22 protein-coding genes are annotated in these 24527 nt (G+C 62.8%); 8 read left to right on the forward strand and 14 right to left on the reverse strand.

Annotated features, from left to right (window positions below):
* Window positions 1–18: 18 nt before the first annotated feature.
* The 6 genes from kdpC to ACTJKE_RS17390 form a co-directional block, all read right to left on the reverse strand.
* The gene (kdpC, locus tag ACTJKE_RS17365) at window positions 19–588 is read right to left on the reverse strand and encodes a potassium-transporting ATPase subunit KdpC (protein ID WP_058329061.1); all 570 of its coding nucleotides are present in this window, start codon (window positions 586–588) and stop codon (window positions 19–21) included.
* 2 nt (window positions 589–590) lie between these two features.
* Window positions 591–2708, reverse strand: a complete 2118-nt coding sequence (gene kdpB, locus ACTJKE_RS17370; RefSeq protein ID WP_058323707.1) for a potassium-transporting ATPase subunit KdpB — start codon at window positions 2706–2708, stop codon at window positions 591–593.
* 13 nt (window positions 2709–2721) lie between these two features.
* Entirely contained in the window at window positions 2722–4431 is a 1710-nt protein-coding gene (kdpA, locus tag ACTJKE_RS17375) for a potassium-transporting ATPase subunit KdpA (RefSeq protein WP_058329062.1), read from the reverse strand.
* 21 nt (window positions 4432–4452) lie between these two features.
* Window positions 4453–4539, reverse strand: a complete 87-nt coding sequence (gene kdpF, locus ACTJKE_RS17380; protein ID WP_057248082.1) for a K(+)-transporting ATPase subunit F — start codon at window positions 4537–4539, stop codon at window positions 4453–4455.
* Between the two features lie 326 nt (window positions 4540–4865).
* Window positions 4866–6032, reverse strand: a complete 1167-nt coding sequence (locus ACTJKE_RS17385) for an AI-2E family transporter (RefSeq protein WP_057248257.1) — start codon at window positions 6030–6032, stop codon at window positions 4866–4868.
* 187 nt (window positions 6033–6219) lie between these two features.
* Window positions 6220–7443, reverse strand: coding sequence for an MFS transporter (locus tag ACTJKE_RS17390; protein WP_057248080.1), 1224 nt, complete (start codon window positions 7441–7443; stop codon window positions 6220–6222).
* A gap of 339 nt (window positions 7444–7782) precedes the next feature.
* Here ACTJKE_RS17390 and ACTJKE_RS17395 point away from each other — a divergent pair, with 339 nt between their 5' ends.
* The 4 genes from ACTJKE_RS17395 (at window position 7783) to ACTJKE_RS17410 (ending at window position 12321) form a co-directional block, all read left to right on the forward strand.
* Window positions 7783–9483, forward strand: coding sequence for a long-chain fatty acid--CoA ligase (locus ACTJKE_RS17395; RefSeq protein ID WP_440635224.1), 1701 nt, complete (start codon window positions 7783–7785; stop codon window positions 9481–9483).
* A gap of 140 nt (window positions 9484–9623) precedes the next feature.
* Window positions 9624–11249 (forward strand): glucose-6-phosphate isomerase, encoded by a 1626-nt coding sequence (gene pgi / locus ACTJKE_RS17400; protein ID WP_058329064.1) that lies wholly within the window; start codon window positions 9624–9626, stop codon window positions 11247–11249.
* A gap of 298 nt (window positions 11250–11547) precedes the next feature.
* Window positions 11548–12102 carry a DUF2975 domain-containing protein gene (locus ACTJKE_RS17405; RefSeq protein ID WP_058329065.1) on the forward strand — a complete coding sequence of 185 codons (555 nt, stop codon included), beginning with the start codon at window positions 11548–11550 and terminating at the stop codon, window positions 12100–12102.
* Between the two features lie 3 nt (window positions 12103–12105).
* The gene (locus tag ACTJKE_RS17410) at window positions 12106–12321 is read left to right on the forward strand and encodes a helix-turn-helix domain-containing protein (protein WP_058329066.1); all 216 of its coding nucleotides are present in this window, start codon (window positions 12106–12108) and stop codon (window positions 12319–12321) included.
* A gap of 15 nt (window positions 12322–12336) precedes the next feature.
* On the opposite strand, the gene ACTJKE_RS17415 is transcribed toward ACTJKE_RS17410, so the two are convergent.
* The 7 genes from ACTJKE_RS17415 to ACTJKE_RS17445 all read right to left on the reverse strand — a co-directional run bounded on the left by ACTJKE_RS17415 (window position 12337) and on the right by ACTJKE_RS17445 (window position 19105).
* Window positions 12337–13263 carry a carbohydrate kinase family protein gene (locus ACTJKE_RS17415; protein ID WP_057248075.1) on the reverse strand — a complete coding sequence of 309 codons (927 nt, stop codon included), beginning with the start codon at window positions 13261–13263 and terminating at the stop codon, window positions 12337–12339.
* Window positions 13264–13348: 85 nt separating this feature from the next.
* Window positions 13349–14041, reverse strand: a complete 693-nt coding sequence (locus tag ACTJKE_RS17420; RefSeq protein ID WP_057248074.1) for an orotate phosphoribosyltransferase — start codon at window positions 14039–14041, stop codon at window positions 13349–13351.
* Between the two features lie 125 nt (window positions 14042–14166).
* Window positions 14167–15204, reverse strand: a complete 1038-nt coding sequence (gene pyrC / locus ACTJKE_RS17425; RefSeq protein ID WP_057248073.1) for a dihydroorotase — start codon at window positions 15202–15204, stop codon at window positions 14167–14169.
* A 193-nt stretch (window positions 15205–15397) separates the two neighbouring features.
* Window positions 15398–16018, reverse strand: a complete 621-nt coding sequence (locus ACTJKE_RS17430) for a nucleoside triphosphate hydrolase (RefSeq protein WP_057248072.1) — start codon at window positions 16016–16018, stop codon at window positions 15398–15400.
* The gene (locus ACTJKE_RS17435; RefSeq protein WP_057248071.1) at window positions 16015–16797 is read right to left on the reverse strand and encodes an ATP-binding cassette domain-containing protein; all 783 of its coding nucleotides are present in this window, start codon (window positions 16795–16797) and stop codon (window positions 16015–16017) included. Before ACTJKE_RS17435 ends, ACTJKE_RS17430 begins: the two co-directional genes overlap by 4 nt.
* Complete coding sequence (locus tag ACTJKE_RS17440; RefSeq protein WP_057248070.1) at window positions 16797–17882, reverse strand: ABC transporter permease; 1086 nt, start codon at window positions 17880–17882, stop codon at window positions 16797–16799. The genes ACTJKE_RS17435 and ACTJKE_RS17440 overlap by 1 nt, the downstream gene beginning before the upstream one ends.
* A gap of 197 nt (window positions 17883–18079) precedes the next feature.
* Window positions 18080–19105, reverse strand: coding sequence for a sugar ABC transporter substrate-binding protein (locus tag ACTJKE_RS17445; protein WP_057248256.1), 1026 nt, complete (start codon window positions 19103–19105; stop codon window positions 18080–18082).
* A gap of 398 nt (window positions 19106–19503) precedes the next feature.
* Between ACTJKE_RS17445 and ACTJKE_RS17450 the strand changes: the two genes are divergently transcribed.
* Together ACTJKE_RS17450 and ACTJKE_RS17455 are read left to right on the forward strand one after the other, a co-directional pair.
* Window positions 19504–20736, forward strand: coding sequence for an ROK family transcriptional regulator (locus tag ACTJKE_RS17450; protein ID WP_057248069.1), 1233 nt, complete (start codon window positions 19504–19506; stop codon window positions 20734–20736).
* Window positions 20736–21164: an RbsD/FucU family protein gene (locus ACTJKE_RS17455; RefSeq protein WP_057248068.1), complete on the forward strand. Its 429-nt coding sequence runs from the start codon at window positions 20736–20738 to the stop codon at window positions 21162–21164. Before ACTJKE_RS17450 ends, ACTJKE_RS17455 begins: the two co-directional genes overlap by 1 nt.
* A gap of 98 nt (window positions 21165–21262) precedes the next feature.
* Here ACTJKE_RS17455 and ACTJKE_RS17460 read toward each other — a convergent pair whose 3' ends face one another.
* Window positions 21263–21685 (reverse strand): DoxX family protein, encoded by a 423-nt coding sequence (locus ACTJKE_RS17460; protein ID WP_057248255.1) that lies wholly within the window; start codon window positions 21683–21685, stop codon window positions 21263–21265.
* Between the two features lie 261 nt (window positions 21686–21946).
* Between ACTJKE_RS17460 and ACTJKE_RS17465 the strand changes: the two genes are divergently transcribed.
* Together ACTJKE_RS17465 and ACTJKE_RS17470 are read left to right on the forward strand one after the other, a co-directional pair.
* Complete coding sequence (locus ACTJKE_RS17465) at window positions 21947–22651, forward strand: Crp/Fnr family transcriptional regulator (protein ID WP_058323618.1); 705 nt, start codon at window positions 21947–21949, stop codon at window positions 22649–22651.
* A gap of 5 nt (window positions 22652–22656) precedes the next feature.
* Window positions 22657–24519: a CHASE2 domain-containing protein gene (locus tag ACTJKE_RS17470; protein ID WP_058329067.1), complete on the forward strand. Its 1863-nt coding sequence runs from the start codon at window positions 22657–22659 to the stop codon at window positions 24517–24519.
* Window positions 24520–24527 lie beyond the last annotated feature (8 nt).

Below are 24527 nucleotides of genomic sequence, written 5' to 3' on the forward strand. Positions count from 1 at the left end.
CGTCTCAGGCGTGAGGTATCAGGTTCGGGGCGCATCAAGGGCCAGATTGAGTTCTAGCACATTGACGCGCGGCTCGCCTACGACCCCGAGCAGACGACCTTCCGTCGCCCTGTCGACCAGAGCTGTGACATCCGCCTCGCTGAGACCGCGCGCCTTGGCAATGCGGGCCACCTGCGCCTGGGCAAAAGCCGGCGTGATATGCGGATCGAGGCCGGAGCCTGACGTCGTCACCGCATCAGCAGGAATTTCGCCCGTAAAGCCGGCGGTCTTCAGTCGCTCGACGTCGGCGGCGACGCGATCCTTCAGCTTGACCGAGGTCGTGCCAAGGTTGGAGCCACTCGAGGCGCCGGCATTGTAGGCTTCCGGTCCGGTCGCCGATGGGCGGGGCCAGAAGTATTTGTCGGAGGTGAAGTTCTGGCCGATCAGCTCGGAACCGATCAGGGCACCGTCCTTCTCGATGAGGCTGCCGTTTGCCTGTGCCGGCATCAGCACCTGCGACATGCCGGTGATGGCGAAGGGATAGGCAAGCCCGGTGATGAGCGTCAAGAGCAATGTCATCACGATGGCAGGGCGAAGTTGGTTCAGCATGGTTACACCAGATTGAGTGCGTTGACGGCGAGATCGACGAGCTTGATACCTGCGAAGGGCAACAGGATGCCGCCGAGACCGTAGACGAGGAGGTTGCGACGCAAGAGCGCTGCGGCACCAACTGGCCGATACTTGACGCCCTTCAGCGCTAGCGGGATCAGCGCGACGATGATCAACGCGTTGAAGATGACCGCCGAGAGGATCGCCGATTGCGGCGAGGCAAGGCCCATGACGTTGAGTGCGGCGAGCGCCGGATAGGTGGTGATGAACAACGCCGGGATGATGGCGAAGTACTTCGCCACGTCGTTGGCGATGGAGAAGGTCGTCAGCGAACCGCGGGTCATCAGGAGCTGCTTGCCGATTTCGACGATTTCGATGAGCTTTGTCGGGCTGGAATCGAGATCCACCATGTTGGCGGCCTCGCGGGCGGCCTGCGTGCCGGTCTGCATGGCAACGCCGACATCGGCCTGGGCAAGCGCCGGCGCATCGTTGGTGCCGTCGCCGCACATGGCAATGAGGCGTCCGCCCTGCTGTTCCTTGCGGATATAGGCAAGCTTGTCCTCAGGCGTTGCTTCGGCCAGGAAGTCGTCGACACCAGCTTCGGATGCGATCGCTGCAGCGGTCACCGGGTTGTCGCCGGTCACCATGACGGTGCGGATGCCCATGGCGCGAAGGGCGGCAAAGCGCTCCTTGATGCCCGGCTTGACGACGTCCTTCAAGTGGATGACGCCGAGCAGGCGCGGGCCGTCGGCGACGGCGAGCGGCGTGCCGCCGGTGCGCGCCACCTGGTCGACGGCGCGGCGGAACTCGGCCGGCACATTCTCGTCGCGGATGCCCGTAAACTTCAGGATCGAGTCGACCGCACCCTTGCGCAGCCGGCGGCCGCCGAAATCGACGCCCGAAAGCCTCGTCTCCGCAGCAAAGGGGATGACCGCATCGATGCCGGTCGTACCGGCCGAGCTTGCGCCACCGCCGACGGCAAGCGCGACGACCTCCCCCTTTCCGGACGCGGGAAGCGAAACATCCGGCGCCTGGCGGCCGAACTCGCCGGTCGCAAGCGCTGCGATCGAGCGTCCCTCCGGCGTTTCGTCGGCAAGGCTCGCAAGCAGCGCTGCGTCGGCAAGCTCCGCCTCGCTGACGCCCGGCACCGGCATGAAGTCGGCGGCCATGCGGTTGCCGAAGGTGATCGTACCTGTCTTGTCGAGCAGCAGCGTGTCGACGTCGCCGGCGGCCTCGACCGCGCGGCCGGAGGTGGCAATCACGTTGAAGCGGACCAGGCGGTCCATGCCGGCGATACCGATGGCCGAGAGCAGGCCACCGATGGTGGTCGGGATCAGAGTGACGAGCAGCGCAGAAAGCACGGTGACCGACAGCAGAGTGCCGGAATAGCCGGCGAGCCCCCAGAGTGTGACGACGGCCACGAGGAAGATCAGCGTCAGGCCCGAGAGCAGGATCGACAGCGCGATCTCGTTCGGGGTCTTCTGGCGCTGGGCACCCTCGATCAGCGCGATCATGCGGTCGACGAAGGTATTGCCGGGCGCAACGCCGATGCGGACCTTGATCCAATCGGAAAGCACCTGCGTGCCGCCGGTGACGGCCGAACGGTCGCCGCCGGATTCACGAATGACAGGAGCCGATTCACCGGTAATCGCGCTTTCGTTGACGGAAGCGACACCCTCGACGACGTCGCCGTCACCGGGGATCAGTTCCCCAGCTTCGACCAGAACGACGTCGCCGACCTTCAGCGAAGTCGCCGGGATCGTCTGGGTTTCGCGACCCTCGGCCGATACGAGCTTGCGTGCCGTCAGTTCGGATTTGGTGCGACGCAGACTGTCGGCCTGAGCCTTGCCGCGGCCTTCGGCGACAGCCTCGGCAAAGGTGGCGAAGAGCACGGTGAACCACAGCCAGGCGGCGATCTGCCCGGAGAAGAGCGGGCTGCCGGTGCCGGTCATAAGATCGCGGACAAAGAGGCCAGTGACCACGGCCGCAACCACTTCGGTGACGAAGATCACCGGGTTGCGCACGAGTTGGCGCGGATCGAGCTTGACGAAGGCCGCCTTGATAGCCGGCAGGAGGATTGCCGGATCCAGAAGACTTGGAGCAACTGGTTTGGAAGACATGTGTCGAATTCCTTTAGAAGGTCTGGCCGGCAAGCATCGAGAAATGCTCGACGATGGGACCGAGAGCGAGCGCCGGGAAGAACTGCAGCCCGCCGAGAATGAGGATGATGCCAACGAGCAGGCCGACGAAGAGCGGCGTGTCGGTCGGGAAGGTGCCCTTGGAGGCCGGTACACGGGTCTTGACCGCGATCGAGCCGGCGATCGCCATGACGGGCACCGCATAGGCAAAGCGACCGAGCAGCATGGCGAGACCAAGCGTGGTGTTGTACCAGGGCGTATTGCCGGTAAGGCCACCAAAGGCCGAGCCGTTGTTGCCGGCAGCCGAAGTGAAGGCATAGAGGATTTCCGACAGGCCGTGCGGGCCTGCGGTACCGATGCTTGCGACGGCAAAAGGCAGCATGGCGGAGACGGCGGCAAAGCCGAGGATCGTCACCGGCAGGATGAGGACCGCGAACATCGCGTATTTCATCTCGCGAGATTCGATCTTCTTGCCGAGCAGTTCCGGCGTGCGGCCAACCATCAGGCCGGCGACGAAGACGGCGAGGATGGCAAAGACGACCATGCCGTAGAGACCGGACCCAACGCCACCAGGCAGAACTTCGCCGAGCTGCATCAGGAACATCGGTACAAGACCGCCGATACCGGTGAGCGAGCCGTGCATCCCGTTGACGCCGCCATCCGACAGGCCGGTGGTGACCGCGGCATAGAGCGCCGTCATCGCCTGGCCGAAACGGACTTCCTTGCCTTCCATGTTGCCCTGGGCAGCATCGAGACCGAGTGTCGTCAGGATCGGGTTGCCCTGCGCTTCCGCCCAGTAGACCACCGCGACGCCCGATATCAAAAGGATGCCGGTAACGGCGATGAAGGCCCAGCCCTGGCGACGGTTACCGACCATCTGGCCGAAGGTGTAGACGAGGGCGGCCGAGATCGACAGCATCGCGAAGATGTTGAGGTAATTGGAGAGGGCCGTCGGGTTTTCGAACGGGTGGGCGGCGTTGACGTTGAAGAAGCCGCCACCATTGGTGCCGAGCTGCTTGATCGCCTCCTGGCTCGCGACCGGGCCGAGCGAGATCGTCTGCTTGGCGCCTTCGAGCGTCGTTGCGGTGAGGTCCGCGTGGAAGGTCTGCGGCAGGCCGGTCCAGACCATGGCAAGCGCCATGACGACGGCGATCGGCAACAGCACGTAGAGGGTCGAACGGGTGAGATCGACCCAGAAATTGCCGACGGTTGAGGCGTTCGAGCGGGCAAAGGCGCGGGTCACGGCGAGCGCCATGGCGATGCCGGTCGCCGCCGACACGAAGTTATGCACCGTCAGCCCCGCCATCTGGCTGAAATGGCTGAGCGTGGTTTCGCCGCCGTAGTTCTGCCAGTTGGTGTTGGTGACGAAGCTGACCGCCGTGTTGAAGGCGAGATCGGATGGCATGCCGGCAAAACCCTGCGGGTTCATCGGCAGGTAAGCCTGCAGCCGCAGAATCGCATAGAGAGAAACGAAGCCTGCAAGGCTGAAGGCGAGCATCGACATCGCGTAGGCGAGCCAGCCCTGCTCCTTGTTCGGATCGACGCCGGCGGCGAGACAAAGACCGCGCTCGACAGGACCGAGGACAGGTGAAAAGACGTTGCGTTCACCGGAGAAGACCCGCGCCATGTAAAGCCCCAGCGGCTTGATGACGATCAGGACGGCGATGAAGAGGAGGCTGATCTGCAGCCACCCGATGATAGACATGAGATTTCTCCGCGAAGGGCGTCAGAATCGTTCGGGGCGAACGAGGGTGACGACGAGATAGGCCGCAAGGGCGACGGCGACTGCGAGACCAATCAGGGCTTCGAACATGACGCCCTCCTCAAAGACGGCTCAGCGCGCGCGCATAAAGCGCAAACACGACAAAGCCGCCGATGCCGGCGGCAAGGAAAAGAACATCGGACATGCAAAAATACTCCGGACTATTGAAGTCCGGATCTTGCGTCCGCTCAGGGTCAATTATCGATTGCGATGGTTGGGAGGGGGTGTAAGGAAAAGATAAAGACGCCCGCCGACGACATTCCGAGAGAGGCGGAAAGCGCAGATACGAGGCATCGGATCATCTCGCGTTTCCAATGAAACAGGGAGACGGTCTCACCGGCCGCGCCCAGGCAACCGGCGGCTCAGCCATTGGTGACTCAGCCCTTGATGATGTGGTTGACGGTCGTGTCGGTGGGGGTGGGGGTGGTGACTTCACGCATCCACTCGCGCCAGATGGCAACCAGCAGCGCCATCAGCACCGGGCCGACGAAGAGGCCGAGGAAACCCATGGTCTTCACGCCGCCGACGAGGCCGAAGAAGGTCGGCAGGAAGGGAAGCTTGATCGGCCCGCCGACGAGGCGCGGACGCAGCGTCTTGTCGACGATGAAGAGTTCGGTCGTGCCCCAGGCAAACAGCGCGATGCCGTGAACCGGCGAACCGCTGGCGACGAGATAGACCGAGACCAGCGAGAAGCACAGCGGCGCACCACCAGGAACAAGCGCCATCAGGCCGGTGATGATGCCGAGCGTGACCGGCGACGGAACGCCGGCGAGCCAGTAGGCGACGCCGAGAACTATGCCTTCTCCGATGGCGATGATGCCCATGCCGGTGACTGTGGAGCTGATCGTCATTGGCACGACGCGCGACAAGCGCTCCCAGCGCATCGGGAAGATGCGTTCGCCGAGACGGTCGAGCTGGCCGGAGAAGGACTGGCCATCACGATAGACGAAGAACAGCGTGATCAGCATGAAGAGCAGCGTCAGGAAGGCGTGAAAGGTCGACGCGCCGACGACGAGGACGCCGCGGTAGATGTTGCCGATGTTGGAGCCGCTGACCAACTGGACCAGTTCCCCGAGCGCACCCGGATGACCGACATGCTTGACCCATTGTTCGCCAAGCCAAACGCCGGCAATCGGAATGCTGGTCAGCCAGGCGGGAACCACGGCACCGTTGGCATTGGTCTCGACGGCCCAGACGACCCAGTCGCGCACTTCGTCCACCGCATAGACGGCAGCAAGAGAAATCGGCACGACGATGAAGGAGATGACGCAGACGATGGCGATGGTGGCCGCAAGCGTGCGGTTGCCGTTCACGGCGGCAAGCAGCCGGCGATAGATCGGCCAGCTGGCAAAGCCGATGACGACGGCGGCCAGAACCGGGACGAGGAAACCGTGGAAAAAGTAAACGCCGGCAAGAAGAACGAAGACCAGCATCCAGCGGGCAGCCGTCATCGGTCCAACGAGGGCATGGCGCGAAATCGCGGTGTGCCCGAGAAGCCGTGGCTCCACGGCGAAGTTTTCTCGTTCGCGATTGCCCAATTGCACCAATGATCCTCCGTCTTTCGACGAGCTTACAACAATCCAGAGGCCTTGCCAGCCTTTGCAGCGCCAAGCGCGGCCCTTTGCCCCTGCTTTACGGTAGTTTGAGGGCGATAACTGACGCTAGCGGCGGGACATGACAGAAAAATTTAGGAGGGTTCAAGATCCCCAGGCTTTCTTTCGGCCTGATCGGTCATTCCGCCGCAGGCTTGGCACGCATGCCGGCCGGTTGAGCGCGATCGACAAAGACGGATGCGAGGAAGATGCCGAAGCCGGCAACGCCGAGAACGGCGCCGACGAGGCCTGTGGAGGTCCAGCCATAGCCTGCAGCGATCGAGGCACCGCCGAGCCAGGCGCCAAGCGCGTTGGCGAGATTGAAGGCGGAATGGCTAAGGGCGGCGGCAAGCGTCTGTGCCTCGCCGGCGACATCCATCAGCCGGGTCTGCACGCCCGGCACGACGGCGAAACCGCCGCCGATGAAGAGCACGTTGACGATCGCGATCCACGGATTGCCCATGGTGAAATAGAAAAGCACATAGGCGAAGATGTTGAAGACGATGGCGATGCCGATTGCCGGCAGCAGCGCCCAATCGGCCAGTCGCGCGCCGACGATGTTGCCGAGGATCATGCCGGCGCCGAAGACCGAGAGCATGACCGGCACATTGGCAAGAGAAACACCTGCGACCTCGGTCAGCGCCGGCGTGATGTAGCTGAAGACTGCGAACATGCCGCCGCAGCCGATGGCGCAGATGCCAAGCATCAGCCAGACCTGCAGCTTGCCAAGCGCGCCGAGCTCGCGAAGCGGCGTTGCCTTCGGATTGCCCTTGTCGCGCGGCACGTGGACGAAGGTCAGCGCCACGGTCAAAAGGCTGATGGCGCCGACGATGGCGAAAGCGGACCGCCAGCCGAGCGCCTGGCCGAACCACGCGACAAGCGGCGTGCCGAAGAGGGTTGCGATCGTCAGCCCCATCATCACCCGGCCGACTGCGCGCGCCCGCTGGTTCGGCGCCGCGAGGCCGGCGGCCACCAAGGCGGCCACACCGAAATACGCACCATGCGGCAGGCCGGCGAAGAAGCGCGCGGCGATCAGCGTGTAGAAATCCGGTGCGATCGCGCTTGCAAAATTGCCGACGGCGAAAACCAGCATCAGCGCGAGCAGCACGCGGAAGCGGGAGAAGCGGGCAGCAAGCACCGCGATCAGCGGCGCGCCGACGACGACGCCGAGAGCATAGGCGCTGATCACTGCCCCTGCCCGCGGCACCGAAACGGCGACATCCTCAGCGACTTGCGGCAAGAGACCCATGATCGCGAACTCGCCGGTGCCGATCCCGAAGCCGCCGACTGCAAGCGCCACTTCGGCAGCAGAAACACGGGCACGGCGCGGTTCGACGGCGGAAGAACAAGCTTCGTCACACATGAGCAATGGCCTGCGTCGTCCGGCCCGAGCGGACCGGAGAAGAATCTGGGGGATATGTCGGCGGATGTTGGATCGAACCAACAGGGATATGCTGCAATGCAATACAGTGTTTTGCCCTAGCAGGCAAAGGCTTTGCAGCTCTCGTCATACTTTTTCAAGGGCGCAATCCGCGCCCGTTAACCGTAAGCTCAGTTGACGTTTACGTCAAAGTTATATAATCCCGAATCTCAGCTTGAAGAGGTGTCTCAAAAGCATCATCTTCATCGGCATGAGAAGGTCAGGAGGGATTTTCTCAGGCCGCGAGCAGGCCAGCCTGTGGCGACCAGAGGGAGAGAGGTCATGGTGGAAGTCAGCGCACAACAAACGGGTACCAGCCCAGGCAAGATCTGGCTGAAATCCTATCCACCCGGCATAGCCGCCGAAATCGGCCCCCTGCCCTATAAATCGATCGGCGAATTTTTCGACCACGCCGTCGCCCGCTATTCGACCCGCCCAGCCTTCACCTGCATGGGCAAGACGCTGAGTTTTGCGGACCTCAATGCCGAATCCGCCAAGATCGGTGCCTGGCTGCAATCTCTCGGCCTCGTCAAGGGCGACCGTGTCGCCGTGATGATGCCGAACATCCTGCAGAACCCCGTCATCGTCTACGGCATTCTTAGAGCCGGCTTTACCGTCGTAAACGTCAACCCGCTCTATACGCCGCGCGAGTTGCAGCACCAGCTCGTCGATTCCGGCGCCAAGGCGATCTTCGTTCTGGAAAACTTCGCGCATACGGTGCAGCAGGTGGCCGACAAGACCTCGGTCAAGCACGTCGTCGTCGCAACGATGGGCGACATGCTGGGCCTCAAGGGCGCGATCGTCAATCTCGTGGTCCGTCGCGTCAAGAAGCTGGTTCCCGCCTGGTCGATCCCCGGTCACCTCTCCTTCAAAAACGTGCTCGCCAAGGGCGGCCGAGCCAAGTTGACGAAGCCGAACGTTGTTCCCAGCGACGTCGCCTTCCTGCAGTATACTGGCGGCACCACGGGTGTTTCGAAGGGCGCAACACTCACCCATTCGAACCTGCTCTCCAACATGGCGCAGATGGAGATCTGGTTCCACACGGCGTTCCGCTCACGCGCCCGCCCGGAAAATCTCGTCTTCATGTGCGCGCTGCCGCTCTACCACATCTTCGCGCTGACGGTGAATTCGCTGATGGGCCTTGCCACCGGCGGCAACAACATCCTGATCCCGAACCCGCGCGACATTCCGGGCTTCGTCAAGGAACTCGGCAAGCACAAGATCAATATCTTCCCGGGCCTCAACACGCTGTTCAACGCGCTGATGAACAATGCGGAGTTCCAGAAGCTCGATTTCTCGTCGCTGATGCTGACCTTCGGTGGCGGCATGGCGATCCAGCGTCCGGTCGCCGAACGCTGGAAGCAGATGACCGGTTGCTCGATTGCCGAAGGCTACGGCCTGTCGGAGACTTCGCCGGTGGCAACGGCCAACATCCTCGACGCGACCGAGTTCACCGGCACGATCGGCATGCCGATCCCTTCGACCGAAGTCGAGATCCGCGACGACCTGGGCAACACGCTGCCGATTGGCGAAGTCGGCGAGATCTGCATTCGCGGCCCGCAGGTGATGGCCGGCTACTGGCAGCGGCCGGATGAAACAGCCAAGGCGATCTCGCCGGACGGTTTCTTCCGCTCGGGCGATATCGGCTTCATGAACACGGACGGCCTAGTCAAGATCGTCGACCGCAAGAAGGACATGATCCTCGTTTCCGGCTTCAACGTCTTCCCGAACGAGATCGAGGAAGTAGCGATGACCCATCCGGGCATTCTCGAATGCGCCGCGATCGGCGTTCCCGACGAGCATTCCGGCGAGGCCGTCAAGCTCTTCGTGGTCAAGAAGGATCCGGCGCTGACGGAGGACGACGTGAAGCGCCACTGCGCCGCCAACCTCACCAACTACAAGCGCCCGCGTTACGTCGAATTCCGCACCGAGCTGCCGAAAACCAATGTCGGCAAGATCCTGCGTAAAGACCTGCGCGGCTGAATTAGTCCAAAATTCAAACGATTTAATAAATCCTGAAAACCGCCACTTCGGCGGTTTTGCGGGCTTGATTTGAGCGGCTTAAAGCGAATAGCTACGCAGGCGATTGTCCGACACCCCTGTCCGACACAAGGAGCCCTGCGATGAAAGCGCTTGTCGACCAACTCAAAGCAACCGCCTCTGAGACCAACGCAACCGATATCCGCGCTGCCTTCGCCAGCGACGCCGAACGCTTCCAGCGCTTCAGCACCACGCTCGGCGACCTGCTGCTCGACTATTCGAAATGCGCCGTCAATGACAGGGTGCTTGACGGCCTCGAAGCGCTAGCCAAGGCGGCCAAGGTCGAGGAGAAGCGGGACGCCATGTTCCGCGGCGACATTATCAACATCACCGAGGAGCGTGCCGTGCTGCACACGGCGCTGCGCAACCGCGGCAACCGCGCGATCCTCGTCGACGGCAAGGACGTGATGCCCGACGTCAACGGCGTGCTCGACGCCATGGGCGCCTTTGCCGACGGCATCCGCTCGGGCGCGCTGAAAGGCGCCACCGGCAAGAAGATCACCGATGTCATCAACATCGGCATCGGCGGCTCCGACCTTGGCCCGGTCATGGCGACGCTGGCTCTCGCGCCCTTCCATGACGGCCCGCGCCTTCACTTTGTCTCCAACATCGACGGCGCCCACATCGCCGACACGCTGAAGCTCGTCGATCCGGAAACCTCGCTCTTTATCATCGCCTCGAAGACCTTCACGACGATCGAGACGATGACCAATGCCGCGACCGCCCGCGCCTTCATCGCCGACAAGCTCGGCGAGGTCGCCGTCGGCCACCACTTCGCTGCCGTCTCGACGGCGCTCGACAAGGTCGCCGCCTTCGGCATCGACCAGGCCCGCGTCTTCGGTTTCTGGGATTGGGTCGGCGGCCGCTACTCGATCTGGTCCGCGATCGGCCTGCCGCTGATGATCGCCATCGGCAAGGAGAATTTCGGGCGCTTCCTCGATGGCGGCCATGCCATCGACGAGCATTTCCGCACCGCCCCGATCCGCAAGAACATTCCCGTCCTGCTCGGCCTTCTCGGCTTCTATAACCGCAACGTGCTCGGCTACCCGTCGCGCGCGATCCTGCCTTATGACCAGCGTCTGTCGCGCTTCCCTGCCTATCTGCAACAGCTCGACATGGAATCGAACGGCAAGGCGGTAACGCTCGACAGCAAGCCGGTCGAATTTTCGACTGGTCCCGTCGTCTGGGGCGAGCCCGGCACCAATGGCCAGCACGCATTCTATCAGCTCATCCACCAGGGCACGGACATCATCCCGGCCGAGTTCATGATCGCGGCAAACGGCCATGAAAAGAACCTGCGCCACCAGCACGAACTGCTGATTGCCAATTGCCTAGCGCAATCCGAGGCGCTGATGAAGGGTCGTACCCTGGCTGAGGCCAAGGCGCAGCTCACTGCCAAGGGCATGGCCGACGTCAAGGCTGACAAGATCGCGCCGCACCGCGTCTTTGCCGGCAACCGCCCGTCGCTGACGATCGTCTACGACCAGCTCGACCCGTTCGCGCTCGGCCGCCTGATCGCGCTCTACGAGCACCGCGTCTTCGTCGAAGGCGCGCTCTTCAACATCAACTCCTTCGACCAGTGGGGCGTCGAACTCGGCAAGGAGCTGGCAACAGGCCTGCTTCCGGTCGTCGAAGGCAAGGAAAGTGCTGCCGGCCACGATTCTTCAACCGCAGGTCTGGTCGCAGCGTTGCTGAAGGCAGCGCGCTGAGGAGCATCTCCAAGCGGTTCCATCCTGAACCGCATCGCGTCAAACGATAAGGCCCGAAGCGCAGATCGCGCCTCGGGCCTTATCATATAGCGCAGGCCGGCAGCACCGTGGCGCCCGCCGGTTTCAGCACCTGCATCAGATCGAGATTCGATAGGACCGGAAAATAGTATTCAACTGCAGGAAAAGACAGGGATTTTTGAGAAATCGAAGAGGCATGCCGCGACACCAAAATCACAATTGACGAGAATTACTTATTGTTTTACGATAAAAATACAAGCCAAACGATAAGGGAATTTTTATGACGGAAACCGCCGAGAGGCTGCGCAAGCTCAGCCGCTTCATGAAGCTCATGGTGGTGTTGAGCGGCGCACTGTTCTGCTCAGCCGTCGTCTACGGGCACTGGCAGATTTTCTTCGACCGACAGGGCTTCGAACAGGGTATTCGGGACGTCGTCTTTCCCCGCGTCGATGTCATCACCCTTTCCTACCGCGCCATCGCCACCGTCATTTTCCTGACCGCGATCAACAACGCACTCGTCATCGCCGGCCTCGCCTTCGCGTGGCAGCTGTTCGATGGCTTCCAGCGCGGCGAGATTCTTACCAGCCGCAATGGCGTGCTGTTGCGGCGCGTGGGGCTGACGGCGCTTGCGGGAGCACTATGCATGACGATCAGCAATGGCATCGGCATCCTGGCTGTCACCTACGACAACCCGGGCACCACGGGACATGCGGTGGTCTTCGATATCAGTGGCGGCGCTATCATCGTGCTGCTGATGGCGGGGCTCGTCGTCGGTCTCGGCCACGTCCTGGTCATCGCGTCGGGGGTCGAGGCGGAGAACAGGAGCTTCGTCTAGCGGATGCCGATCGTCGTCAATCTCGATGTGATGCTGGCGAAGCGCAAGGTCCGCTCACGCGATCTCGCCGAGCAGGTGGGGATCACCGAGCAGAACATCTCGCTGTTGAAATCGGGAAAAGTGAAAGGCGTGCGCTTCGATACGCTGGAGAAGATCTGCGCCGTGCTGCAATGCCAGCCGGGCGATATCCTGGAATACCGCCCGGAACAGGAAGAGTAGGCCAGAGAAAATGACTCAGAGGCCGATTTCGTGCTTCCACGGCGGGTTCGCGCCGGCGCGCGAGACGGTGACCGCGGCGGCCTTGGCGGCGAGCGCCAGCGCGTTGCGAACGGCAGTTTCGCTGAGATCGGCGACATCGGCCTTGGTCAGGAGACCGCCGAGCTTGAGGGATGCCAGCACGCCGGCATCGAACGTGTCGCCGGCGCCGACAGTGTCGACCACCGTGACCTTCTCGCCCGCAACTTCGACCTTGTGGCGCGCCGTGTAGCCGACGGCGCCATCGGCGCCCTTGGTGATCAGCACCAGCTTCGGTCCGCGCTTCAGCCATTCGGCGGCAAGGTCGTCGTGGCTGCCTTCCATGCCGAACCAGGCAAGATCTTCGTCGGAGAACTTGATGATATCCGACATCGCCGCCATGCGGTTCATGCGGGCGAGATGTGCCTCGCGGTCCCGGATGAAGCCGGGCCGGATGTTCGGATCGAAGGAGATGACCCGCTTCTCGTGCTCGCGCGTCATCAAGGCTTCATAGGTCGAGCCGCAGGGCTCGGGGATCAGGCTGATCGCACCGAAATGCAGCGCCTCGCAGAAATCGCCAAGCGCCGGCAGGTGCTCTGACGTGATCATCCGGCCTGCCGTGTTTTCATCAAAGAAGGCGTAGCTTGCATGGCCATTGACGAGCTTAACGAAGGCAAGCGTCGTATGCAGCGAAAGCGTCGCGCACGGACCGAAATCGACATTCGCCGCCTTCAGCGTTTCGCGCAGGATATCGCCGAACATGTCGTCGGAGAGGCCCGTGAAGAAACCGGTCTGGATGCCAAGGCGCCCGAGCGCGATTGCCGTGTTGAAGATCGCTCCGCCGGCATAGGGCGCAAACGCGCTCTCGCCCGCGGCCGTGTCCCGCGGCAGCATGTCGATCAGCGCTTCTCCGCAACATACGATCATCGGCTCTTCCTCCTCGATGGACTTCAATCGATTTAAAAACGAAAACTCAGGAGTTGCGAGGCCCCGGCATAGGCCTCTTCAATCGTTAGGCCAGGGCGCTCACGCCGCCGTTGCGGCCGGACCAGGCGAGCGGCGCGTTGAGGAAGGCTTCGACTTCGCTCAGCGTCTTCTCGTCGAACAGCGCCTGCTCGCGGGCAACCGCAAGGACGTTGCGCCAGGTCGCGATCCAGTGCAGATCGACGCCCTTGCCCTTCATCTCGCCGACCGCTTCCGGGAAGATGTCGTAGTAGAAGAGCGCAATGCCGTGGTCGACGATGCCGCCGGCCGCACGAATGGCGTCGATGAACTTGAACATCGAACCGCCGGCCGTCGTCAGGTCCTCGATAACGAGCACGCGTGCGCCTTCCGGCATGTGCCCTTCGATCTGGGCGTTGCGGCCGTGGCCCTTCGGCGCCTTGCGGACATAGATCATCGGCAGGCCCAGGCGCTCGGCGAGCATGGCCGCGAAGGGAATGCCGGCCGTTTCGCCGCCGGCAACCACGTCGAATTTCTCGAAACCGGCCTGACGCAGGATCGTGGCTGCGGCAAAATCCATCACAGCCGAACGGATGCGCGGGTAGGAAATCAGCTTGCGGCAGTCGATATAGACGGGGCTCGCCATGCCGGACGACAGCTTGTAGGGCTCATCGGCACGGAAGTGTACAGCCTTGATCTCCCAGAGCATCTTGGCGACCAGCTCAGCCATAACGGCCTTGTCGGTGAACGCGTTGGAAAACATCAAACTCTCCTTCAAAACTCTACAGCGCCGCGCGTCTGTTCAGACGCGCAAAGGTCGCTGTAACATTTTTAACTGCTGCATAATTTTGTCCTTGGATCCATCCGATACAAGGAATTATGCAGTGATCAGACGACGGCCCAGTGCAGCGGGAACATCGGATCGAAAACGGTGACCAGACCGGCGCCGGTCTCGATCTTCTTGGGATAGGTGACCGCTTCAGCCTGCTTGCGCAGCGTGATCGTTTCCTCGTTGACCGGCAGACCGTACCAGGTGGGGCCGTTCAGCGAGGCGAAGGCTTCGAGCTTGTCGAGTGCACCCTCCTCCTCGAACACATGCGCCAGGCAGCTCATGGTGTTGATCGAGGTGTAGATGCCGGCGCAGCCGCAGGCGCATTCCTTCAGCGGATCGACATGGGGGGCGGAGTCGGTGCCGAGGAAGAAGCGCTTGTCGCCGGAGACGGCGGCCGCGCGCAGCGCCAGACGGTGGTTCTCACGCTTGGCGACCGGCAGGCAGTAGTAGTGCGGCTTGATCCCGCCGACCAGGATCGCATTGCGGTTGATGATCAGGTGATGGGTGGTGATCGAGCCGGCAAGGTTTGCCTTCGACGCCTTGATGTAATCGATGCCGTCCTTGGTGGTGACGTGTTCCATCGTCACCTTCAGTTCCGGCAGCCGCTTGCGCAACGGATCGAGCACGGTCTCGATGAACACGGCTTCGCGGTCGAAGATGTCGACATCCGAGCTCGTGACCTCGCCATGGACGCAGAGCGGCAGGCCGACCTTCGCCATGCGCTCCAGCACCGGCATCGCTTCATCGATGTTGCGCACGCCGCTGTGCGAATTGGTCGTCGCGCCCGCCGGGTAAAGCTTGACCGCCTTGACGAGGCCGCTCCTGTGGCCGGCCTCGACGTCGTCAGGATTGGTGCCTGCGGTGAGATAGAGCGTCATCAGCGGCTCGAACCGGTCGCCCGCGGGAAGCGCGGCGAGGATGCGCTCGCGATAGGCGCTGGCGTCGGCGGTCGTCACGACCGGCGGCACCAGGTTGGGCATGATGATCGCGCGGGCGAAATGGCGGCTGGTATCGGCGATAACGCCTTTCAGCATGTCGCCGTCGCGCAGGTGAAGGTGCCAATCATCCGGCCGGCGGATAACGAGGTCTTGCATGGTCAGCGTTCTCCTAGCTCAGAACGGAATGCAGGCGGAAACCGCTTACACTCATCCCGCTCTGCTCGCGCCCGATCCGCGCGCGCGGCTTTGCAGCCGGCAGGTGCGGGTGGCGGGCGGTTACTCATGTGGTGGAACCGCGTCTCGATAACACCAATGCGCCAGGAAACACAATCCGCAATCCGACCATCGATCAGAAATCCGCAAGCACGAGATCTGCGCGTCGCTGGTGCTCGACGACGCGATGCGCGTTGGGGATGTCGTTGCCGTGGGCTTTCCGCTTCGCCGCCTCCTCCTCGTAACCGTGATCGTACCAGCGTTTCAAAAGACGCCGCTCCAGCTCCTCGATCCCCGGGTTGATAAAGATGGAGAAATCGAAGGCACCCGCGAGCTTGTTCCAGGGGGCCTCGTCGAGAAGCAGATAGTTGCCCTCCACGAGAACCATGCGTGTTTCGGGCGCAACGATCCGGGCCGAGGCGATCGCCAATTCCCGCGACCGGTCGAAAACCGGAACAAGCACCTCGCCGTCATTGGCGCGGACCGCCTGAACCGTCGACAGGAACGCCCTAACGTCAAACGTTTCCGGCGCGCCCTTGCGAGGGAGCAGGCCCTTTTCTTCCAGGACGGCATTGTCCATGTGGAAGCCGTCCATTGGCAGCACCGCCGCCTTTTCGCCGCGGGCGACCAGGGCCTCGGCGAGCGCGTCCGACAGCGTCGACTTGCCGGCACCCGGAGGGCCGGCAATGGCGACGACGAAACGGGCAGCACCAGCCGCCCGTTTCAGGATTTCGTTGGCGATCGGCTCGACGTTCATGCCGCGAGCGCTTCGCGCGGCGGCTCCTTCGCCCCGGTCATGAAGGCGACAGCATCCGACATCGTGTGCTCCTTCGGATTGATGACGCATAGCCGTTTGCCGAGACGATGGACATGGATTCTGTCAGCCACCTCGAACACATGCGGCATGTTGTGCGAGATCAGCACGATCGGCAGACCGCGGGAACGCACGTCGAGGATCAGCTCCAGCACCCGCCGGCTTTCCTTGACACCAAGTGCTGCCGTCGGCTCGTCCATGATCACCACCTTGGACCCGAAGGCTGCGGCGCGCGCCACGGCCACACCCTGGCGCTGGCCGCCCGAAAGCGTTTCCACCGCCTGGTTGATGTTCTGGATGGTCATCAGACCGAGCTCGGACAGCTTTGCCCGTGCCCGCTTCTCCATCTCCCCACGGTCGAGCGTGCGGAAGAGCTTGCCCATGATGCCCGGCTTGCGAATCTCGCGGCCGAGAAACATGTTGTCGGCGATCGACAGCGCCGGCGACAGCGCCAGGTTCTGGTAGACCGTCTCGATGCCGGCCGAGCGTGCATCCATCGGCGAGCGGAAGTGGACTGGCTGGCCCTCGAGCATGATCTCACCCTCATCGGGCGTGACGGCGCCCGATATCGCCTTGATCATCGAGGACTTGCCGGCACCGTTGTCGCCGATCACGGCGAGGATCTCGCCGGGATAGAGGTCGAAGTCGGCATAGTCGAGGGCGGTCACGCGACCGTAGCGCTTGACGAGGCCGCGGGCTGTGAGAATGGGTTCCTGTGTCATCAGGCAGCTACCTTTCTGATCCACTGGTCGATGGCGACGGCGGTGATGATCAGCACGCCGGTGAGGAAGACCTTCCATTGCGGGTCAGCGCCCAGCATGTTGAGGCCCATGGAGACGACGCCGACGATCATCGCGCCGATCAGGGTTCCAAGGATCGACCCACGTCCGCCGAAGAGCGAGATGCCGCCGATCACGGCTGCTGTGATGGCCTGCAGATTGTAGTCGGTGACGGCTGCCGACGGCGAGATCGAACCATTGCGGCCGATCGAGACCCAGGCGGCGAGTGCGGCGATCAGCCCGGCCAGTGTATAGGCGCTGAGCAGGACGCGGCTGGTGCGGATACCGGAGAGCTTGGCCGCTTCCGGATCGTCGCCGACAGCGTAAAGATGACGCCCCCAGGCCGTGTGATTGAGCGCATACCAGAGGCCGAAGACCAGCAAGACCATCATCACCACACCGAGCGTGAACACAGCGGAGCCCACCTTGAAGCTGACACCGAAGACGTGGAGCATCTGGGTGACGGCCGTCACATCGGCCTCGCGGATCGTCGCATTGGCCGAATAGATGAAGTTCGTCGACATGATCACGTACCAGGTGCCGAGCGTGACGATGAACGGCGGAAGCTTGACCCTGGAGACGAGGAAGCCGTTGAGAAAGCCGCAGGCGCCGCCGACGACGAAGCCGAGGAAGATCGCGATCGGTGCCGGAAGCCCATAGGTCACGGCGCAGTTGCCCATGATGACCGCCGAAAGCACCATGATCACCCCGATCGAAAGATCGATACCGGCGGTCAGGATCACCAGGGTCTGCGCGGCGCCGAGGATACCGACGATGGCGATCTGCTGGAGGATGAGGGTCAGCGTGTAGGACGAGAAGAACTTCCCGCCGATGGCAATGCCGAAGATCAGAATTGCTGCGACAAGCACGATGAACGGCACGGCCGCCGGCGTCGAATGCAGGAAATGCTGGATCTTCTGGATCGCGGTCTTGTCATGCGTATCGAACGACGCGACCTGCGTCGAACTGTTGACCAGGACTTTTTCGAATTCCTGGGATGGTTGTGCGGCTGTGTTGGGCTCGCCCATGGACCTTCCTCCCGTGAACCCCGCTCCCAAGGGGTTGCGATGCAGTCGTGCACAGCCCGCCCACAAAGACGCGGGCATAAGCACTCTTAAGAAGCTGCGCGGTTTTCATCGCCGTGTCAAAGACATCGGCGCTTACGCGAAGGGCGGCCGGGGCCGCCCTTCCGTTAATGGCTCATGCGTTCGAAGAGCAAAGGCGATCAGCCCCAGCACTTCTCCGTGCCGACCTTGGTGTCGATCGATTCGACACCGGCAGCCGGCTTGTCGGTGACGAGCGAAACGCCGGTGTCGAAGAAGTCCTTGCCTTCCGTCGGCTTCGGCTTTTCACCGGTATCGGCGAACTTCTTGATCGCCTCGATGCCGAGGGCCGCCATCATCAGCGGATATTGCTGCGAGGTGGCGCCGATGACACCTTCAGCGACCGACTTGACGCCCGGGCAACCGCCGTCGACAGAGACGATCAGCACGTCCTTCTCCTTGCCGACGGCCTTCAGCGCCTGATAGGCGCCAACGGCGGCCGGCTCGTTGATGGTGTGGATCACGTTGATGTCGGGATCCTTCTGCAGAAGGTTTTCCATCGCCTTGCGGCCACCTTCTTCGTTGCCGTTGGTGACGTCGTGGCCGACGATGCGCGGATCATCTTCGTCGCCGATCTTGTTCGGATCCTTCGTGTCGATGCCGAAGCCCATCATGAAGCCCTGGTCGCGCAGGACGTCGACCGTCGGCTGCGACGGAAGTAGATCGAGGAAGCCGATCTTGGCGGTCTTGGCACCCTCGCCCATGGTGGCGACGGCCCATTGGCCGATCAGCTTGCCGGCGAGCAGGTTGTCGGTTGCAAACGTCGCGTCGGCAGCGGTCGGCGGATCGAGCGGTGTATCGAGCGCGATCACGAGCAGACCAGCGTCCTGCGCCTTCTTCACCTGATCGACGATCGCCTTGGTGTCGGAGGCGGCGATCAGGATGCCCTTGGCGCCATCGGCGATGCAGGATTCGATTGCAGCCACCTGGCTGTCGTGGTCGCCGTCGATCTTGCCGGCATAGGCCTTCAGCGTCACGCCGAGTTCCTGCGCCTTGGCGGTAGCACCCTCCTTCATCTTGACGAAGAAGGGGTTGGTGTCGGTCTTGGTAATGAGGCAGGCGCCGACATCAGCAGCCTGTGCCGGCGCGGCGAAAACGACGCCAAGGGACAGCGCGCCGAAAGCAGCGGAAAGAACAGTCTTCTTCATGAAATCCTCCCAAGGATTGAAAATCGGGTCGGCGGACCGCCCCCAGGCCACGCGACAGCAACATTTTCCTCCGTTGCAATCGACGCTTCCGAGACAAAAACAAACATTAAAATTCCGGGGTGTCAATAAATAAATCAAATTGAATTATTATTTCGATGTGGCATTCTTGGGATGACGACGCTCCGTCCGAGAAGCGGAGCGTCAGACAAATTGACAGAGTCACAGCAAGCGGAAACAACAGACCTGCGCCAAGCGGGCACCAGAGCGGAATGAGGAAAAGTGCATGCGGTTTTCCGCCTGATCCCGCTCCAGCTTTTGAGAAGCGATCACGTCTATGGTTTTGGGTCGATCCGACCCTGAACCATCGTGATCTAATGCCAACGGGAGGAGACGGTGGCATGTCACTGACAGACGGTCCTGATCGGGGACCGATGCAACCTGAGGTCATTGACCCTAGCGGCGGGGCCAACCAGACGCGCGTGCGCGCCTATAACGAGCGCCTGGTCATGTCGCTGGTCAGGCGTCACGGCGGCCTCTCCAAAGCCGATATCGCCCGGCGTTCCGGCCTTTCGGCGCAGACCGTATCGGTGATCATGCGGGCGCTGGAAAGCGACGGCCTGCTGGTCAAGGGCGATCCCGTTCGCGGCAAGGTTGGACAACCATCGACACCGATGCGGCTCAATCCGGACGCGGTCTTTTCCTTCGGCGTGAAAATCGGCCGGCGCAGCGCCGATCTCGTGCTGATGGATTTCGTCGGCACCATCCGGCTGCATCTGCATCATGTGCATGCCTATCCGCTGCCCGGCGATCTCGTCGATTTCATCATTTCCGGCATGGCGAAGCTCGAACAGCAACTCAACCCCGATCAGCGCAAGCGGATCGCCGGCATCGGCATCGCCACGCCCTTCGAACTGTGGAACTGGGCGGAGGAAGTGGGCGCGCCGCGGGAAGAAATGAACAAGTGGCGCGACATCGATCTGCAGGCGGCAATCTCGGCCCGCACCACCTATCCGGTCTTCCTGCAGAACGACGGCACCAGCGCCTGCGGCGCCGAGCTCGCCTTCGGCGTCGGCGCCATCTACCCGGACTTCGTCTATTTCTATATCGGCTCGTTCATCGGCGGCGGCGTCGTCCTGAACTCGGCGCTCTTCTCCGGGCGTACCGGAACGGCTGGCGCCATCGGCCCCCTGCCGGTCTCGGGCAAGGACGGCAGGACCATCCAGCTCCTCAAGATCGCCTCGGTCTTCGTGCTCGAAAATCTGCTGCGCGAACGCGGCATCGACCCGCGGCCGCTCTGGTACTCGGCTGACGACTGGATCGACTTCGGCGAACCGCTCGACATCTGGATCGACGACTGTGGCGCGGCGCTTGCCCAGGCTGTCGTGTCGGCCGTCTCGATCGTCGACTTCTCGGCCGTTGTCATCGACGGCGGCTTCCCACCCTGGGTCCGGGCCCGGTTGCTCGCCGCCACCCGCAGGGCGCTCTACGAGCTCGACCTCCAGGGCGTTACCATCCCTGAACTGGTGGAAGGCCTGGTTGGTAGCCACGCGCGCGCCATCGGCGGCGCCAGCCTGCCGCTCTTCTCCCGCTATCTGCTCGACACCAATGTCCTCTTCAAGGAGCTCGGCTGATGCTGAAAGGACTAAACCCGATCCTCAGTCCCGAGTTGCTCGCAACGCTCCGGGCGATGGGGCACGGCGATGAAATCGCGCTGGTCGACGGCAACTATCCGGGCCAGGAACATGCACGCCGTCTCGTCCGGCTCGACGGGCACCCGCTGATCCCGGTGCTCGACGCCATCCTCAGCGTTTTGCCAATCGACGATTTCGTGCCCGAAGCGATCTTCCGCGCCACCGTCAAACAGGACAGGGAGGCGCTGGACCCGGTGCATCAGGAGATCGTCGCGTGCTGCGCCCGGCACGAGCCCGGCCGCCGTGTCGTGCCCTTGCTCGGAGCGGATTTTTACCCGCGCGTAAGAGCCGCCCACACGGTCGTCCAGACGAGCGAGCCCAGGCTCTACGGCAACGTCATTCTGCGCAAGGGCGTGATTTATCCCTGAAATGCAAGAAGCCCGCCGAACGAGCGACGGGCTTGATGTTACTGCGGTAAACCAGAGTATGCCTTGTGCGTTGATCCCAACGCGCGGCATGTTCGGTCTCAGGCGCCGCGCTTGTCGACCGACAGAGCGCCGGGGCCGAAGACGGCGAGCACGAGGAAACCACCGGCGATCGCGATATTCTTCATCATCATCAGGCCGTTGAAGACGGTCAGCAGGCCGTTGGCTTCCGGCGGGAAGTTCGGGATGTTGATCGCTCCGCTGTGGAAGGCGAAAGCGGTGATAAGGCTGAACGCCGCAAGCAGATAGGCGGCAATCTTCGTCTGGAAGCCGACGAGAACGGCAAGACCGGCGACGAGTTCGAAGAGGCCGGCAAGGTAAGCGAGTGCGGTCGGTGCCGGCCAGCCAGCGCCGGTGATCATCTGGGCCGTGCCCGACGGATCCATCAGCTTGCTGAAACCGGACATGATGAACATGATAGAGAGGAGGACGCGTCCGATGAGGACGACAACATTCTGAGGCATGCGAGGCTCCTGTGAGAAACGGTTGTTGGCAACAGAAGTATCAGCATTTTGAAATTCATCTAGCCGCTCCGAGAGCGACAGATCGTTCAAGAAAATGAAACGACCAGCCGGCATCGTCAACCTCCGAGCTTGGCGCTTTCTGACTTATCCGCAGACAAACACGGAACTACATCGTCGGCACATCGTTCTTTTCTATTGCAAGGACGAGGCGGCTGGGCGAAGAATTTCGGCGCGGCAGGGGACGCCGCGCGGGGGCATGTCATGAACGAAATCAACAGGAGCCCGACTTTCTGGCGCTCGTTTCCGATCTTTGAAGAATTCGACAAGAATGCCATTGCCGAGCTTGCCGACATCGCGACCTACAGGAAGTGGCCGGCCGGCACCGTAATCTTCCAGCGTGGCGACGAAGGCAATTACATGATTGTCGTCATTTCCGGGCGCATCAAGCTGTCGCTGATCACGCCGCAAGGCCGGGAACTAATGCTGCGCCAGCACGAAGCCGGCGCGATCTTCGGCGAGATGGCGGTGCTCGATGGCCAGACGCGGTCGGCCGACGCAACGGCGATGACAGCGTCGGAAGGGTATGTCATCGGCAAGAAGTCGTTCCTCGATATCGTCACCAACCGGCCGGAAGCGGCCGAGGCCGTCATCCGCTTCCTCTGCGCCCAGCTGCGCGACACGACCGAGCGACTCGAGACCATCGCGCTCTATGATCTCAATGCCCGCGTCGCGCGCTTCTTCCTCGCCACGCTCCGCCAGATCCACGGCAACGAGCTGCCGGAAAGCGCCAATCTAAGGCTGACCATGAGCCAGACGGACATCGCCGGTGTGCTCGGCGCCAGCCGGCCGAAGGTCAACCGCGCCATCCAGTGGCTGGAGGAAAGCGGCGCGATCAGAAGAAACGAGGGCATCATCGCCTGCAAGGTCGGCCGCCTGCAAAGCATCGCCGATCCGGAGGAGGACTAGCGCGCATGGCCGCTGAGCCGCGCCGGCAATTGCGTTTCACTCCGCTTGCCGGCGGGTTCCTGACGAGCTTGCTGGTTGCCGTCGCCCTCTATCTCTTCGCCGAGCCGGTATTAGAAACGCAGCGCGAGCTGTTCTTCGACAGCCTGACACAGTGGATTCCCGCGCCGCAGTCGCCTGACATCATTGTGGTCGACATCGACCGCCAGGCCCATCAATCGCGCCCGTCAGGCGAATGGGACAGGACGGCAACCGCCGATCTTCTGTCGCGGCTTGCGACGGCCGGCGCCGAGGCCGTGGCGGTCGACTTCGTCTTCAGCGCCGATTGCAACACGACCGGCGACGGCAATGCGGCCCTCGCCTCCGCGCTTGGACGTGTCCCCGTCGTGCTCGGCTTTCTGATTGCCGATACGATCCAGGAGCGGCCACGTCCGGTGCCACCGCTGGCACTGAGCCGCCCCTTCGCCCCGCCCGAACTCTGGTTCCTCGACGGCGCCGAAACCTCCTGTGCCGCGTTCATGGACCGGGCGAAGGCGGCCGCCGCTTCGTTTCTCGTTGGCGACGAAGACGCGCGGATCCGGCGGGTGCAGGCCTATGCCATCCTCGGCAACGACGCCTATCCGACGCTGGCGATCGAGGCGACACGGCTGATGCGCGGGGCCGGCACGCCGATCCTCGGCGGCGCACCGGCCTGGCTGCGCATCGACGGACGGGTGATCGCGCTCGATGAAACCGGCAGCCTGCGCTTCGTCGCCAGTGCTGCGGACCGGCTCGCCGCCCGCACCGTTTCCGCCGCCGACGTGTTGTCCGGCAAGGCGGCGGCGGACCGGTTTGCAGGCAAACTCGTACTCATCGGCAGCAGCCTGCCGAGCCTCGGGGGCTTACGGCCCAGCGCCTCGATGCCGCTCGAACCCTCGGTGCAGATCCACGCGGATATCGCCAACGCGGTCCTGACCGGCTTCATACCGAAGCGCGAAAGCCGGCTTCCGCTCGCCGAGGCCGCCATGGTCCTCGTCGCCGGATGTGGTCTCGCCTTCGCGGCCGCGCGCCTTCGGCCACTGATATCGGCGGCCCTTGGCCTTATCGCCGTCGCCGCCGTCGTCGCGGCAGCAGCGTTCATCTATGACACCAGTGGCTGGCTTATCGATGCGGTCAGCATTTCGGTCGCGCTCGCCGTCGTTCTGGCGGTGACGAGCATCCTGCAATTTGCTCGGGTGCGGCGATCGGAAGCGGCGGCACGGCAGAAATTCTCGCAATACCTGCCGCAATCGGTCGTCGCCCGCTATATCGACAATCCCGGGCTTGCACGCGTGGCCGGCGAGGAACGGCAGGTGACAGCGCTCTTCACCGACATCGAGAGCTTTTCCTCCCTGTCGCAGAGACTGAAGCCGCGGGACCTCATTGCCTTGCTCGACATCTACTTTTCGGAGGTCAACGCGCTGGTGGCCGAGCACGGCGGCATGGTCGACAAGGTGGTGGGCGATGCCGTGCACGCCTTTTTCAACGCGCCCGAGGACCTGCCGGAACACGTCGACAGGGCGATCGCGTGTGCCAGAGCGATCCATGCATTGACGGAAGAGATGCGGGGACGCCCGCAGTTTGCCGCCAACAGCTTCGGCAGGACCCGGATCGGCGTCGAGACCGGACCGGCGGTGGTCGGCGAAGTCGGCGCCGGCGGCAAGCTCGACTACACCGCCCATGGCGACGCGATCAATCTGGCGGCGCGGCTTCAGGAGGCGAACAAGTTCCTAGGCACATCGATCTGCGTCGGGCCTGCTGCAGCGGCGGAAAGCAAGCAGCCGCTTCGCCCGCTCGGCAGCCACGAAATTCGCGGCTTCTCGACGATGGAGCTTTTCACGGTTTCGGAGTAAAGCGCCGC

Origin of the sequence: Ensifer sp. 22521 (assembly GCF_052044795.1) — a bacterium.
Lineage (GTDB): Bacteria > Pseudomonadota > Alphaproteobacteria > Rhizobiales > Rhizobiaceae > Ensifer.